The organism is Miltoncostaea oceani (genome assembly GCF_018141545.1).
Classification (GTDB): domain Bacteria; phylum Actinomycetota; class Thermoleophilia; order Miltoncostaeales; family Miltoncostaeaceae; genus Miltoncostaea; species Miltoncostaea oceani.
Genome location: NZ_CP064356.1, coordinates 3302906 through 3316599 on the forward strand (window position 1 = coordinate 3302906; position 13694 = coordinate 3316599).

Genomic DNA, 13694 nt, shown 5'->3' on the forward strand with positions numbered 1-13694 from the left:
GGTCAGGCGGCCGGCGGCGCGGGGGGCGCCGCGGCGTCCGGGGCGGCGCGGGTGCGGAGCACGCCGCCGACGGTCAGCATCACGATGAGGCCGATGCCGATGACGAGGAACACGATCCCCGTCGCGAGCGAGAAGAGCGAGATCTGCTCGCCGACGAAGGCCAGCTCCAGGCCGGTCGCGAGCGCCCGCTGGGTCACCCACAGGTCGCGCGCCGGGTTCGTGACGGGCTGACCGGTCTTCGGGTCGGTCGCCGCCTCGGACTCGTTGAACACGTCGTTGCCCTCGGCGTCGAGGAAGCGGCCCATCTCGGCGAACGTCTTGCCGCCCGTCCCCTCGAGCGCGTGGACGCGCATCCAGTCGGCGAAGCACCGCGCCTCGGCGCCGGTCGTGATCTCCTCGTCGGCGACGTCGCACGTCGGGATGTCGACGCCCTCGATGTCGCCCTCGAAGGTCGCCGGGCTCATGTCGGGTGTGCCGACGATCTGCTCGCGGCTGATCGTGTCGTGCACCTCGCTGCGGGCCGATGCCCCCTGCCAGATCCAGATCGCCCCGAGGACGATCAGCAGGGCCCCCGCGACGAGACCGCCGATCCAGAAGGCCTTGCGCATCCGGGCGTCGTCCATGTGGTCCACTCCTCGCGATCCGATGGGCGTGGCGCTCGCGGCCGGCCCGCCCGGGTCCGGGGGCGGGCGGCGGCGAGGCACGCGTCGCCGGCGAGGCTACGGGCGGCGTGGGCCCGCGTCCGCCGCGTCACCCCGGACCGGTCCTGCGGGAAAACCCCCGGCCGTGACGGCCGGGCGGGACCCCTCAGGGTGCGAGCAGTAGCCCCCGCGTGACGGCGACGGTGGCGGCGGGCGCCGCCGTCATCGGTCCGGCGGGGTCGTCAGCGGGAAGCCGGCGATCGCGTCGGAGTCGGAGAACGAGTACGACATGGCGACGTCGCCGACGCAGTCGAGGTCGCGGCCGGCGAGCGCCGGGTCGGGCGCGACGGTCCAGGTGATGACGCGGCGGTCGGCGCTGATGGCGCCGGACGCCCCGACGAGCTGCGGGCCGCCGGCGACCTGGACCGTCGTGCGGACGAGGTCCGTGATGGCGCCGGGGGGGCCGTTGCTGTCGATGGTCGCCGCGACGCGGAGGTCGCCGGCGCGTCCCTCCCCCGCCGGGTCGGGCACGACGCACACCCCGCCGGGGCCGGTGGCGCCGGCGCCGAAGGTCAGGTCGGCGAACGTGCTGGCGCCGGGCGACGCCGTCGTGCCGAGCGGGGCCACCAGGGTGAGCGTCGCGATCAGGCTGCCGTCCTCGGGCTCGTAGGAGACCGTGACGCGGGACGCGTCGGCGAACTCCGTGCCCTCGAACGGCGGGCGGCTGTCCTGCGGGTCGTCCACCCCGCCCGTCCGCGGCACGGCCGTCGCGAGCCCGGCGACCAGCAGGAGCAGGGCGAGCGCGGACAGGGCGGCGGCGGTCCTCATGTCTCGACGGTACCGGCCCGCGTCCGTGGGCCACCCCCCGCGCGCGGGGTCCGCACCCCCCCGGTCGGGGGCGTCCCGCCTCCCGCCTAGCTGCCGAGGGCACCCGCCGCGCGCCGGCGGGCGCGGCGGCGCGGCAGCGGCGGCGCCGCATCGAGCGCCGCCCGCCAGCGTGCGCCGAGGGCGGGGTCGTGACCGGCGAGGTAGGCGCCCGTCCAGACGGCCGCGGCGTGGGCGACCCGCGGATCGTGCGACACCAGGCCCACGCTGCGGCGCTCGGAGAGGGGCTCGTCGGGATCCCCCTCGACGTCGCGGGCGATCAGGACCCCCGACCCCTCGGGGCCCGCGTACGCGAGGCAGAGCCAGTCGCGCCAGAACGGGTCGTCGCGTCCCACGTGCAGGATCACCGGGTCACCGGGTCCGCTCCGCGGGGGCCCGTCGGCGCCGACGGCGACGACGGTCATCGCCGCCCCGCGCGCGAAGTGACGCCACCGCGCCCGGTCGTGGTCGAAGAAGCGCATGCGCTGGAACCCGCCGAACAGCAGCGGCGTGACGCCGCGCTGCACCCCGTAGCGGTCCTCCAGCTCGTGGCTCGCGGTGACGAGGGCGCGTCGCGTCTGCATCCGCGGCGCCCGGCCGGTGCTGGCGGCGATCAGGTCGAGCAGGGAGGGCGGCAGTGCGGGCATCCGCCCGCTCCATCGGCCCCGCGGCGTGCGATCTGGAGTCGCCGGGGGCACGCGTCGCCCGGGGATGGGCACCGCCCCGGACGAAGATGGGCACCGGTCACCGATGGCGCGTCCGGCGGCCGCTCGTAGCGTCGGCGTACGCCGTGGCGCGGTGCCCGGCGACACACCGAGGAGAACTGAGATGACCCCCACCCAGACCGCCCCCGCCCCCGACCTCGCCGCCGTCAAGACCCGCCAGCAGGCCGCCTGGTCGACCGGCGACTTCCACGTGGTCGCGGCGCGGATCGCCCTCACCGCCGAGCGCCTCTGCGACACGGCCGACCTGCACGCCGGATGGCGTGTCCTCGACGTCGCGACCGGCAGCGGCAACGCCGCGATCGCCGCCGCCCGCCTCGGGTGCACGTCGGTCGGCGTCGACTACGTCCCGTCGCTCGTCGCCCGGGGCCGCGAGCGGGCGGCGGCCGAGGGCCTCGACGTCGACCTGCGGGACGGCGACGCCGAGGACCTCCCCTTCCCCGACGCCGCGTTCGACGCGGTCACGTCGGTGTTCGGCTGCATGTTCGCCCCCGACCACGAGCGCGCCGCCGCCGAGCTGCTGCGCGTCTGCCGCCCCGGCGGCACCATCGCGCTCGCGAGCTGGACGCCGGAGGGCTTCATCGGCGACCTGTTCCGCGTCGTCGCCGCGCACGTGCCGCCGCCCGCCGGGCTGCGGCCGCCGATGCTGTGGGGCACCGAGGCCCACCTGCGCACCCTGTTCGGCGACGGCGTCACCTCCCTGCGGGTCGTCCCGCGGACGTTCACGTTCCGCTTCGCCTCCGCGGACGAGTTCGCCGACGTCTTCGTCCGCTGGTACGGCCCGACGGCCGCGGCGTACCGGGCGCTCGGCGACGGGGGCGAGGCCCTCCGCGCCGACCTGGCCGCGCTCGCCCGTGACGCGGACCGTCTCGGCGGCGGCGCCATCGCGGTCGACGCCGCCTACACCGAGGCGATCGCGACGCGGCGGTGACGTCGCGGCGGGGGCCCGTGAGGCCGGCCCCGGCGGCCCCGTGCGGAACGCTCCGCGCGGGGCCGTCGTCGTCCCCGGGTCACCGCGCGGGCGACCGCACCCCGTTGATCGCGTCGACCGCCCCCATGAGGTCGCCGGACGCGTAGAAGTCCACGGCGACGACGTTCGGGATGTGGTCGCGCTGCCGCTCGCAGCGCCGTGCCCGGTCGAGCAGGAAGCCGCGGGCGTTGACCCGTGCCGCGGCGGACGGCGACGGCACGACCTGCTCGAGCCAGTGGTTCAGCTGGAAGAACGGCTTGCCGGTGCCGCCCCGGTTGGGGTCGCAGTTCATCTCCGCGGGCCGGGCGAACTCGTAGGGCGTCTCCTCCATCACCTCGAACGCCGGGACGAGCCAGGGGATGTCGGGGGACGTCTCGTTCTCGGTCATCACGAGGATCCGCTCGCCGGTGGCGATCATCTCCCCGAGGGTCGGCCACGGCTCACCCGGGGCGGGCGGGGTCAGCAGCAGGTCCCGCATCCCGGCACGCACGAACGCGCGGCGCGTGTCCTGCGGCGACACCTGGTCCTGGATCACGAGCAGCAGCACCTCGCCGGGGTTGCGCTCCAGGAACCCCCGGATCTCGCCGAGCGTCGTGTCGAAGGGCGTGGCGCCCGCCTCGCACGCGACGTGGCAGAGGTAGACCTCGGACTCCCCGTCGCCCTCCGCGAAGCCGAGCCGGCCCCGGAGGCGCTCGACGGCGGCGACGGTGTCCCGGCCGTACTCGGCCTCGAGCTCCGCGCGGTCGATGCCGCTGCGCCAGAAGTCCGTCACGACGCCGCGGTCGCCGGGGGACCCGTACCAGGTGTCGATGAGCAGCGACCGCACGCCCGCGTCGAGCTGCGCGGGGATGCCGCCGGTCTGCTCCGCGAAGAACCACCCCGGCTCCTCGGCGGCGGACATCGAGTTGTGCGTCGCCGGGAACGCGACCTCCGTGATGCGCCGTTCGCAGAGCTCGTCGTGGCCGTTGCACTCCGACACCGCCTGCGGGCCGTACGCCTCGGAGCCGCCGAGGGCGGCGACCGCCCCGCCGATCGCGACGGCGGCGACGAGCAGGGCGACCAGCCCGGCGGGCGCGAGGTCGCGGACGCGTTCGCCGAGGGGGACGGGCCGGTCGGACACCGGCGCCTCGCTCCGCCGCGGGCCGAGGGCCCCGAGCAGCAGCGACAGGCCCTGCATCCCGACGAGCACCGCGCCCCCGACGACGACGACGGCGAGCAGGGAACGCCACTCGAACACGAGCAGCAGGGCGACGGCGAGCAGCACGGCGCCGCGGACCGCCGACTCCCACCCCCGGCGGGGCGGGGCGGTCGCCCACCCCAGCAGGCGGCGCCCGCCGTCGGCGACGGCGGCGGGCTGCAGGCGCCCGAGCGCCGCGAGCCAGATCACGATGCCGGCGGCGACGAGCCACAACGCCCAGCGGCCGAGGTCGGCGAGGAACGCGTCCCAGATCGCGGCGACCACGTCGGCGTCGCCGGCGCGGGCCACCGTCACCGCCCGCGCCACCGGCAGGGCGACGGTCACCGCCAGCCCCGCGGCGACGAGGGTCCCGCCTGCCCAGCCCGCCGCCCGGCGGCGCTGGGGCGCCACCGCGAGGGCGCCGGCGACGAGCAGCACCACCAGCACCGGCAGCACCACCCCGAGGCGGCGCACCGTCGCGGCCTGGTCGACGAGGTCCACCGCGAACCGCTGCTCGCCGAGCTCCGCCGCCGCGTCCTCCGCCTCCGCGGGGAGCTGGGCGGCCAGCTCCGGTTGCAGGCGCCGCAGCGCCTCGACCGCCACCACCGAGGCGTCGGAGAGCCCGAGCACCAGGTCCGAGCCGCCGGTCGTCGCGACCACCCCGTAGAGCTCGGCGGCGGCGCGGGTCACGAGCGGACGGAACGACGAGCTCCCCACCACCCCGGCGACGACGCTCTCGATGAGCGGGCGGGCGACGATCACGTCGGGCTCGGCCCGCTCGATCACGTCGCGCGTGATCGACCGGGCGAGCGCGTCGCGCACCGCGGGGGCCTGCACGCCGTCCGCGGCACGCTGCGCGAACGTGTCGGGGCTGAGCACCTGCACCCGCAGGTAGCCGGCCACCAGGCCGGCCGTCGCGACGAGACCGGCGAGGACGAGCAGGACGACGGTGAGCGGTGTGCGGCGCGGCATGCGCCGCAATACTGCACGCGCAGACCCCGACACGGCATCCCCTCCGCCCCGCCGGGGATCGGGGACGCCCCGACCCGGGAACCAGGGACCATGGATCCGCTCGCCGCCCTGTCCGACCCCGAGCGGGCGCTGCTGCGCCCGGCGCCCGTCCCAGCGCGGGTCGAGGTGATGGCGGCGGTCCGCACCGACCGCCGGTTCTCCGACCCGGCCTGGGTGTTCGAGCGCAAGCTCGACGGCATCCGCTGCATCGCCATCCGCGACGGGGACGGCGTGCGCCTCCTCTCGCGCAACCACCTGCCGCTGGAGCGGCGCTTCCCCGGGCTGGCGGGGCACGTCGGCGACGCCGGGCCGGAGGGCGACTTCGTGCTCGACGGCGAGGTCGTCGCGTTCGCGGGCGGCCGCACGAGCTTCGGCGCGCTGCAGGGCGGCGGCCGGGGGGTGGTGTTGTACCTGTTCGACGTGCTCCACGTCGCGGGCCACGACGTCACCGCCCTCCCCCTGCGGGCGCGCAAGGGCGTGCTGCGCCGGGCGGTCCGCTTCGGGGGGCCCGTCCGGTTCACGCCGCACCGCAACCGCGACGGGGAGGAGCTCTACGCGCGGGCGTGCCGCGCGGGCTGGGAGGGCCTGATCGCCAAGCGCGCCGACGCGCCGTACACCCACGGGCGGTCGCCGGACTGGCTGAAGTTCAAATGCGACGCCCGCCAGGAGCTCGTCGTCGGCGGGTTCACGGCGCCCCGCGGCGGCCGCACCGACCTGGGGGCGCTGCTCGTCGGCCACTACGACGACGGCGCGCTGCGGTACGCCGGGCGCGTCGGCACCGGGTTCACGCGCGCCACCCTCGGCGACCTCGCCGCGCGCCTCGGCCCCCTGCGCCGCGACGACCCCCCGTTCGCGGACGCGCCGCGCCTCCGGGACGCGACCTGGGTCGAGCCGCGGCTCGTGGCCGAGGTCGGCTTCACGGAGTGGACCCGCGACGGCCGCCTGCGCCACCCCCGCTTCCTCGGCCTGCGCGACGACAAGGACCCCCGGGAGGTGGTGCGCGAATGAGCGACGTCAGCATCCGCGCCGGGCGCCGGCGCATCCGCATCAGCCACGCCGACCGGGTCGTGTTCCCCGACCCGGGCCTGACGAAGGAGGACCTGGCGCGGCACTACGCGACCGTCGGCCCGGTGATGGTCCCCCACGTCCGCGACCGGCCGCTCGCGCTGCAGAGCTTCCCGAAGGGCGTCGGGGAGGGGGGGTTCTTCCTGAAGAACGTCCCCCGGCACTTCCCCGACTGGATCGCGACCGTCGAGGTGCCGCGCCGCGAGGGCGGCACGCTCCGCCAGGTGCTCGCGCAGGACACGGCGGCGCTCGTGTACCTCGCCGGCCAGAACGTCGTCACACCGCACGTCGGCACCAGCCGCGCCGACCGCCTCGACGTGCCCGACCGCCTCGTGTTCGACCTCGACCCCACCACGACGCGGTTCGAGGAGGTCCGGGCGGCGGCCCTCGACCTGGGGGCGTTGCTGCGCGACATCGGGATGACGCCGTACGTGATGACGACGGGCTCGAGGGGGATGCACGTCGTCGCCCCGCTCCGCCGGTCGGCCGCCCACGACGAGGTGCACGCGTTCTCGCGGGAGGTGGCCGCGGCCCTCGTGGCGCGCAGCCCCGGCACCCTGACGGCCGAGTTCATGCGGGACAGGCGCGGCGACCGGATCTACGTCGACGTCGCCCGCAACCGCTACGCGCAGCACGCCGTCGCCCCGTACGCGGTGCGCCCCCTGCCGGGGGCGCCCGTCGCGACGCCGCTCACCTGGGACGAGGCGGCCGACCCGGCGATCGGCCCGCAGGCGTTCGACGTCCACGCGGTCGCCGCGCGGCTCGAGCGGACGGGCGACCCGTGGGACGCCATGTCCCGCCATGCGCGCGCCATCGGCCCGGCGCGGCGTGCCCTGGCCGCGCTAGCGTCGTGACCGGGAGACCACGAGGGGGGACGCCATGAGGGTCGTGATCGCGGGCGGTGGGATGGCGGGGCTGGTGCTGGCCCGGGGCATCGTCCAGCGGGGCGGCTCGGCGGCGATCATCGAGAGGGCCCCCGCGGACCGGCGGATCCCCGGTCCGATCATGCTGCCGTTCCAGGCGTACGACGCCCTGGAGGAGATCGGCGTGCTCGACCGGGTCCGGGCCGCCGGCATCGACGTGCCGCCGCTGCGCGGCGGGCGGCCGGTCGCGATCTCCGTCCCCCGCCAGACGGTCGTCGAGGAGCTGCGCGACGGCCTCGAGATCCTGTGGGAGCACGAGCTCGTCGACCTGCTGCGCGACGGCGACCGCGTCGTCGGGGCGCGGGTGCGCACCGCCGGGGGCGCGCACGACCTGCCCGCCGACCTCGTCGTCGGCGCGGACGGCACCGGGTCGCGCGTCCGCGAGCTGGCGGGCATCCCCGCGGACCTCCGGGTGGCCGACACCGCGTTCGTCTCGTTCCGGAGCCCGGTCCCCGGCCCCGAGCCGTTCTCGATCGCGTTCCTCTCGGACGGGCGTCAGCTCACGCTGCTCAACTGGGCGGACGGGAGCGCCGGCGGCTGGCAGATCGACCGCCCCGCGGGAGGTGCCGAGGAGGCGCTCGCGCCGGGCCTCGACGCGTTCCGGGAGGCGTTCGTGCGCCTGCTGCCCGCCGCGGAGGCGCCGCTCGCGGCGCTGACGTCGGTCGACCAGCTCGGGTACCGCGAGGTCACCGAGGTGCGGTGCGAGGAGTGGTGGCGGCCGGGGGTCGCACTGGTCGGCGAGGCACTGCACGCCATGAACCCCGAGGTGGGGATCGGGTCCGGCCTCGGCATGGGCGACGCCCAGGCCCTCGCGATCGCGATCGCGGCGCACCCCGGCGACCCCGACGGCGCGTGCCGCGCCTACGAGCACTGGCGGCGCCCGGCGATCGCGCCGTACCTGGCGGTCGGCGGCACCGCCTCCAAGGTCTACGCCACGGGGCGGCGACCCGAGCACGAGCGCTGGCCCCCCGCCTGAGCGGGGGGCCGGCGGATCGCTACGCCCGCACCGTCAGCGCCATCGGGCGGTTGACCAGGCGGGAGCCGACCCGGTAGCGCAGCCGCAGCGTCTGACGTCCGGCGCGCTCGGGACGGAAGGCGAAGCGGACGGTCGAGCGGGCCGAGGCGACCCGGACGTTCGTCCAGCGTCCGGCGAGGCGGCGCTGCAGCGCGACGCGGCCGGTGGGGACCGCCGAGAAGCGGACGGTCACGCGGACCGCGTCGCCGACGCGGGCCGTGTCGGGGGACACGAGGCGCCGGATCGCCGTGCCACCCGGCTCGCCGCCGCGCGGCAGGCTCCGCGGGGTCGGGGTCTCCTCGGAGCCGGGGTCCGGCGCGGCGGAGGGGTCGGGGGCGACGTCGCCGTCGGGGTCGCCGATGGCGGGGGGCGTCGCGGGGGCGGGGCTGGCGCCGGCGGGCGGCACGATGCGGATGATGCGGTCGTCGGCGGCGACGGGCGAGCCGCGGCCGTCGCGGTTGCTGGTCGTCACCCAGATCGAGCCGTCGGGCGCCTCGGTGACGGCGCGCAGGCGGCCGTAGGTGTTGAGCAGGAGGGGCTGGTCGCTGGTGACGCGTGCGCCGTCGAAGGTGAGGAGCCGCAGCACCTTGCCCCTGAGGCCGGCGACGAGGGCCTTGCCGGTCCAGGTCGACCCGGGGAGGGTGACGAAGGAGATGCCGGACGGCGCGATGGTGGTCGACCAGACGTGGACGGGGGCGACGTACGCGCCGTGGTTGAGGCCGCGGACGTTCGGCCAGCCGTAGTTGCCGCCGGGGACGATCACGTCGAGCTCGTCGTCGCCGCTGGCGCCGTCGAAGCCGCTGGGGCCGTGCTCGGTCGAGAAGAAGCGGCCGGAGCCGGGCTGCCACGCGAATCCCTGGGGGTTGCGCACGCCGGTGGCGTAGAACGTCGGGGCGACCACGCCGCCGCGGAACTGGCCGGGGCCGACGCGCAGGATCTTGCCGTTGGGGCTCGTGGGCGACTGCGCCCGCCAGCCCTCCCCGGCGTCGCCGGCGCCGACGTACATGGCGCCGTCGGGGCCGAAGCGCACACGACCCGACGAGTGGATGGAGCCCATGGTGATGCCGTTGACGACGGTGCCGTCGCGGGTCATGCGGGTGCCGTCCCACCGCCAGCGCTGCACCTGCATCTCGGTGCCGACCGTCGCCGTCATGTAGACGAAGGGGTAGGTGGCGAACTGCGGGTCGAGCGCGATGCCGAGGAGCCCGCCCTCGCCGTTCTGGCTGACCGTCTGGCTGGAGACGACGGTCGGGGAGATGACCCCGGTCGGCGAGACGAGGCGGACGGTGCCGGTGCGCTGGGTCACGAGGGCGCGGCCGTCCGGGAGGAAGGCGATGTCCCACGGGACGGTCATCCCCGAGCTGATCACGTTGACGGTGGGCGCGCCGTTCGCGCGCGCCAGCGCCGCGGCGCCGTGGTCGGGGGCCCAGAGCAGGGCCAGGAGGGCGGCCGACGTCGCGAGGAGCGCGCCGAGCGCGGGGCGGAGGTGGTGTGCGGGCAGCATGCGCCCTTCCTCGGCGGATCGGCGCCGGACCTGACCCTTGCGTCCCGCGACCTCGCGCCCGGCGGGCGCCGCGGGACGCCGTGTCACACGCGGTCACCGCATCGTCACCGGGATGCGGCCGACGCCGTGCCTAGGATCCCGGGCGTGGTCGCAGTACTCGGATCCGGGTGGCCTGCGGCCGACGATGAGGGCATGGCCCTCCCCGCCGCGTGCCGGCCCGAGCTGCGGTCACACCGGTTCGCGCTCGGCGACGGCGCGGCCACGACGGTCCACGTCGCCGCCTACCCGCGGGCGCTCGTCGCCCCCGCCGTCGTGGTGCTCCCCGCCCCGGAGCCGCTCGCCGACTGGTGCCGCCGCGCGGGGATCCGCGACGCCCTCGTCGGCGGGTTCTTCGTGACGCCCGGCGGCCCGCCCCTCGGCGAGGTGTGGATGGGCGGGCGGCGGGCCCCCACCCGCCCCTTCGACGCGCCGTTCGCCGCCGGCCGGTCGTGCATCCACGTCCACGAGGAGCGGGTGGTGATCGCGCCCCTCGCGGACCTCGCGGGCGAGCCGGCGGGCGACCTGCTGCAGGCCGGTCCGGCGCTCGTCGTCGGGGGGCGGGTCATCCTGCACGAGGCGGAGGACCCGGAGGGGTTCGCGGCCGGGGTCTCCCAGTTCGACTCCGACATCACCGCGGGACGCCACCCCCGCGCCGCGATCGGCATCGACGACGACCGCCTGCTCGCCGTCGCGACGGAGGGCCGGGCGCACGACGAGGCGGGCCTGACGCTCACGGAGCTCGCGACCCTGCTGGCCGGCCTCGGCGCCCGCGACGCGATCAACCTCGACGGCGGCGGCTCGACGTCGCTCGTCATCGACGGGAACCTCGTGAACCGGCCCCGCGAGATGGACGGCACCGAGGTCCACGGCGGCCGGCCCCTCGCGACGGCGCTCGCGTTCGTCCCCCGCCCTCAGGCGGAGGCGGCCGCCGCGTAGACGTCGGCGACGGTGCGGGCGACGCCCTCGATCGAGAAGCGCGCGCGGGCGCGGGGCGGGCCGTTCCCGCCCCGGAGCGCCCGCTCCGCCGGGTCGCGCGCCACCTCCACCAGGGCCTGCGCGAGGGCGCCCTCGTCGTCGGGCGGCACCAGCCAGCCGCAGCGCTCCGGCGACGCGGGGTCGTCCTCCACGAACGTCGGCGGCGCCCCCGCGTCGCAGGCGATGACCGGCACCCCCATCGCCATCGCCTCGACGTAGACCTGGCCGAAGCGCTCCGCGACGGACGGGACGGCCATCACGTCGGAGCAGGCGAGCACCTCCGCCAGCTCCGACTGCGCCCGCCACCCCGCCAGGAACACCTCGTGGCCCCACGGCGAGCGGGCCGCCGCGTCGGCGGGGTGCTCGCCCTCCCACTCCCCGGCCGCGCCGCCGGCGACGACGAGCGGGAGGGGGTGCCCGAGCTGCTCACGGGCCCGCGCGTGCGCCCGCACCAGCAGGGCGGCGCGCTTCACGGCGGTGAACCGGCCGACGTAGAGCACCGTCACCGCGCGCGGGTCGAGCAGCGGCGCGATCTGCTCGGGGGTGTAGGCGACGCCGCCGGGGACGGGGTGCGCGGGCGACCAGCCGCGCGGCTCGTCGCACAACCACCGCCGCAGGAGGGCCGCCCGCTCGGCGGGGGCCGCGCGGCGCTCCGCGAACAGGCGCAGGTCCACGCCGTTCGGGACGACCCGGACCCGCCCGGTGTCGAGCCCGAGCAGGCGCTCGGCGTCGGCGGCGGCGGGTGCCGACGATGCCAGCACCGCCGTGGAGGCGCCGGCCCAGCGGCGCATGCGCGCCCGCCACTCCTCCGTGTGCGGCCACGACGCCCCGGCGTCGGCCTCGTCGAGCATCAGCAGCTCGGTGCCGTGGATGTGCGTCACGACCGGCAGCCCGGGCGACACGCGGGCCATCGCCTCGTGGATCGGCGTCAGGTGGTGCAGGTGCGCGACCTCGACGCCGTCGAGCACCCCGGGCGCGGCGAGGATGCGGCCCCACTCCGACGCCATGTGCTCCGCGACGTCGGCGCCGAGGGAGGCGGCGACCCGGTCGGGCGCCCCGGGGCGGTCCTCGAACGAGGGGTGCATCGGCGGGGACGCGCGCATCGGGTCGGGCGCGCGGACGGCGTCGTCGTAGGGGACGGCGACGAGGTCGGCGTCCGGGCCGAAGAACGAGCGCGCGTGCCCGGGGTCGCCGGGGCCGCCGAGGGACCCCGCCACGATCCGCGTGCCCCAGCCGGCGGCCGGCAGGGCGCGGGCGAGGTGGTGGACGACCTGCGCCGAGCCCCCGCGTGGGAAGAACACCAGGGCCTGGAGTGCTCGCCGCATCGGCCGACCCTACGCGCACCGTCGCGGCGGCGCTCCGACGGGGGCGAGGTTCCTCTACGGGCCGGACCACGGGACGCCGCGGCGCGTATGACGTGTGAGACGGAACGACACGGAGGTCGGGGCGCTGCGACGCGACATGTGGATCATCCTGGCGATGGAGGCCGCGGTGCTCGGGGGTCTCGCGCTCCTGCGGCTCGGCCCGACGCTCGGGCTCGGCTGACGCCCGCTCAGCCGGACGCCCGGCGGACCCACCGGCGCTGCCAGGGCGTCTCCACGGCCCGCCGGTGGTACCGGCGACGGACCCAGGCGACGGCCTCCCCCGGCGGCACGCCCGCCCGCACGGCGATCGCGGCGAGGGCGGTCCCGGTCCGGCCGACGCCGCCGCCGCACGCCACCTCCACGCGCTCGGACCCGGCCCGCCGGTGGGCCTCGGCGAGCGCCGCGAGGGCGTCGGCGGTCGACGCGGGCGTCCGGAAGTCCGGCCACCGCACCCAGCGGTGCTCCCACGGCATCGGGCCGGGGTCGCGGGCGAGCAGGTAGACGCCGAACCCCGGAGGCGGGCCGTCCGGCGGGCCGTGCCGGAGCCCCCGGCCACGGATCCGGCGCCCGTCGGGGAGCTCGACGACGCCCGGTCCGTCCTCCCAGGTGCTCACGGGACCATCGTACGAGCCGGCGGGGCCCGCAGGGTGGCCGTGCGGGCCCCGTGGTGCCAGTGTCGGCACGGCGGACCGGACGGCGACGGAGGTGCGGGATGGGACGAGGGGCGGGAGTGACGATCGTGACCGGCGGGACCGGGGGTCTCGGCCGCGGCGTGGTGGAGGCGCTCGTCGACGCCGGCCACGACGTCGTCGTCACCTGGATCATGGAGGCGGAGCGGGACCACTTCCCCGACCACCTGCGCGACCGCGTCCGCCTGGAGCGCTGCGACGTGCTCGCGCCCGACGACCTCGCGCGTCTCGTGGCGGGCGCCGGCGACGACGGCGTGTGGGCCTTCGTCCACCTCGTCGGCGGGTACCTCGACGGCGCGCCGCTCGGCGCGATGCCGCTCGACGACTGGGACCACCAGTTCGCCCTCAACGCCCGGTCGGCGGCCATCGCGTTGGGCGCGGTGCTGCCGGGCATGGCGGCCCGCGGGGCCGGGCGGGTCGTCGCGGTCGGCAGCCGCGCCGCCCGCCGGCCGTTCGCGGGGGCGAGCGCGTACGCCGCGTCGAAGGCCGCCGTCATCGCCCTCGTCGAGGCGGCGTCGGAGGAGGTCCGCCGCGTCGGCGTCAACGTCAACTGCGTCCTGCCGAGCGTGATCGACACGCCCGCCAACCGTGCCGCCGACCCCGGCGCCGACGCCGACCGGTGGGTCCGGCCACGGGAGATCGGCGAGGTCATCGCGTTCCTCTGCTCCACGGAGGCGTCGGCGGTCACGGGCGCCGCGATCCCCGTCTACGGCAGGGCGTAGCCCGGGCCACCCG

At 77.2% G+C, this 13694-nt stretch carries 14 protein-coding genes; 7 read left to right on the forward strand and 7 right to left on the reverse strand.

All coding sequences use genetic code 11. The features are described from left to right. Positions 1–2: 2 nt before the first annotated feature. The 3 genes from IU369_RS16915 to IU369_RS16925 form a co-directional block, all read right to left on the reverse strand. Positions 3–623 carry a hypothetical protein gene (locus IU369_RS16915; protein WP_217922154.1) on the reverse strand — a complete coding sequence of 207 codons (621 nt, stop codon included), beginning with the start codon at positions 621–623 and terminating at the stop codon, positions 3–5. A gap of 240 nt (positions 624–863) precedes the next feature. After that, on the reverse strand, positions 864–1469 hold the full coding sequence (locus IU369_RS16920; RefSeq protein WP_217922155.1) for a hypothetical protein: 606 nt from the start codon (positions 1467–1469) through the stop codon (positions 864–866). A gap of 86 nt (positions 1470–1555) precedes the next feature. After that, a complete protein-coding gene (locus tag IU369_RS16925; RefSeq protein WP_217922156.1) occupies positions 1556–2152 on the reverse strand; it encodes a DICT sensory domain-containing protein in 597 nt (198 codons plus the stop codon). A 181-nt stretch (positions 2153–2333) separates the two neighbouring features. On the opposite strand from IU369_RS16925, the gene IU369_RS16930 reads away from it, so the two are divergent. Next, a complete protein-coding gene (locus tag IU369_RS16930) occupies positions 2334–3158 on the forward strand; it encodes a class I SAM-dependent methyltransferase (protein WP_217922157.1) in 825 nt (274 codons plus the stop codon). A gap of 79 nt (positions 3159–3237) precedes the next feature. Here the strand turns inward: IU369_RS16930 and IU369_RS16935 are convergent, their stop codons facing one another. Then, a complete protein-coding gene (locus IU369_RS16935) occupies positions 3238–5346 on the reverse strand; it encodes a phosphoinositide-specific phospholipase C-related protein (RefSeq protein WP_217922158.1) in 2109 nt (702 codons plus the stop codon). Positions 5347–5436: 90 nt separating this feature from the next. Here IU369_RS16935 and ligD (IU369_RS16940) point away from each other — a divergent pair, with 90 nt between their 5' ends. From ligD (IU369_RS16940) to IU369_RS16950, 3 genes are read left to right on the forward strand one after another with little or no spacing between them, the layout of a single operon-like run. Then, positions 5437–6393: a non-homologous end-joining DNA ligase gene (gene ligD / locus IU369_RS16940; RefSeq protein ID WP_217922159.1), complete on the forward strand. Its 957-nt coding sequence runs from the start codon at positions 5437–5439 to the stop codon at positions 6391–6393. Then, positions 6390–7304 carry a non-homologous end-joining DNA ligase gene (ligD, locus tag IU369_RS16945; RefSeq protein WP_217922160.1) on the forward strand — a complete coding sequence of 305 codons (915 nt, stop codon included), beginning with the start codon at positions 6390–6392 and terminating at the stop codon, positions 7302–7304. Before ligD (IU369_RS16940) ends, ligD (IU369_RS16945) begins: the two co-directional genes overlap by 4 nt. A 25-nt stretch (positions 7305–7329) precedes the next feature. Beyond that, a complete protein-coding gene (locus IU369_RS16950; RefSeq protein ID WP_217922161.1) occupies positions 7330–8349 on the forward strand; it encodes an FAD-dependent oxidoreductase in 1020 nt (339 codons plus the stop codon). Positions 8350–8368: 19 nt separating this feature from the next. Here IU369_RS16950 and IU369_RS16955 read toward each other — a convergent pair whose 3' ends face one another. After that, positions 8369–9892 (reverse strand): PQQ-dependent sugar dehydrogenase, encoded by a 1524-nt coding sequence (locus IU369_RS16955; protein WP_217922162.1) that lies wholly within the window; start codon positions 9890–9892, stop codon positions 8369–8371. Positions 9893–10084: 192 nt separating this feature from the next. On the opposite strand from IU369_RS16955, the gene IU369_RS16960 reads away from it, so the two are divergent. Beyond that, a complete protein-coding gene (locus IU369_RS16960; RefSeq protein WP_217922163.1) occupies positions 10085–10867 on the forward strand; it encodes a phosphodiester glycosidase family protein in 783 nt (260 codons plus the stop codon). Here the strand turns inward: IU369_RS16960 and IU369_RS16965 are convergent. Continuing rightward, entirely contained in the window at positions 10843–12231 is a 1389-nt protein-coding gene (locus IU369_RS16965; RefSeq protein WP_217922164.1) for a glycosyltransferase family 4 protein, read from the reverse strand. The two genes, IU369_RS16960 and IU369_RS16965, sit on opposite strands and share 25 nt — an antisense overlap. A 94-nt stretch (positions 12232–12325) precedes the next feature. Here IU369_RS16965 and IU369_RS23665 point away from each other — a divergent pair, with 94 nt between their 5' ends. Continuing rightward, positions 12326–12451, forward strand: a complete 126-nt coding sequence (locus tag IU369_RS23665) for a hypothetical protein (protein WP_281426197.1) — start codon at positions 12326–12328, stop codon at positions 12449–12451. Between the two features lie 7 nt (positions 12452–12458). Here IU369_RS23665 and IU369_RS16970 read toward each other — a convergent pair whose 3' ends face one another. Further along, positions 12459–12884, reverse strand: coding sequence for a protein-tyrosine phosphatase family protein (locus IU369_RS16970; RefSeq protein ID WP_217922165.1), 426 nt, complete (start codon positions 12882–12884; stop codon positions 12459–12461). A gap of 116 nt (positions 12885–13000) precedes the next feature. On the opposite strand from IU369_RS16970, the gene IU369_RS16975 reads away from it, so the two are divergent. Then, positions 13001–13681 (forward strand): SDR family oxidoreductase, encoded by a 681-nt coding sequence (locus IU369_RS16975; RefSeq protein ID WP_217922166.1) that lies wholly within the window; start codon positions 13001–13003, stop codon positions 13679–13681. Positions 13682–13694: the final 13 nt, after the last annotated feature.

Bases quoted from the DNA above. Each gene is read 5' to 3' on its own strand.
- IU369_RS16955 (WP_217922162.1), bottom strand. From the start codon at position 9,892: ATGCTGCCCGCACACCACCTCCGCCCCGCGCTCGGCGCGCTCCTCGCG.
- IU369_RS16965 (WP_217922164.1), bottom strand. From the start codon at position 12,231: ATGCGGCGAGCACTCCAGGCCCTGGTGTTCTTCCCACGCGGGGGCTCG.
- ligD (WP_217922159.1), top strand. From the start codon at position 5,437: ATGGATCCGCTCGCCGCCCTGTCCGACCCCGAGCGGGCGCTGCTGCGC.
- IU369_RS16930 (WP_217922157.1), top strand. From the start codon at position 2,334: ATGACCCCCACCCAGACCGCCCCCGCCCCCGACCTCGCCGCCGTCAAG.
- IU369_RS16925 (WP_217922156.1), bottom strand. From the start codon at position 2,152: ATGCCCGCACTGCCGCCCTCCCTGCTCGACCTGATCGCCGCCAGCACC.
- IU369_RS16920 (WP_217922155.1), bottom strand. From the start codon at position 1,469: ATGAGGACCGCCGCCGCCCTGTCCGCGCTCGCCCTGCTCCTGCTGGTC.
- IU369_RS16960 (WP_217922163.1), top strand. From the start codon at position 10,085: ATGGCCCTCCCCGCCGCGTGCCGGCCCGAGCTGCGGTCACACCGGTTC.
- IU369_RS16935 (WP_217922158.1), bottom strand. From the start codon at position 5,346: ATGCCGCGCCGCACACCGCTCACCGTCGTCCTGCTCGTCCTCGCCGGT.
- IU369_RS16915 (WP_217922154.1), bottom strand. From the start codon at position 623: ATGGACGACGCCCGGATGCGCAAGGCCTTCTGGATCGGCGGTCTCGTC.
- ligD (WP_217922160.1), top strand. From the start codon at position 6,390: ATGAGCGACGTCAGCATCCGCGCCGGGCGCCGGCGCATCCGCATCAGC.
- IU369_RS16950 (WP_217922161.1), top strand. From the start codon at position 7,330: ATGAGGGTCGTGATCGCGGGCGGTGGGATGGCGGGGCTGGTGCTGGCC.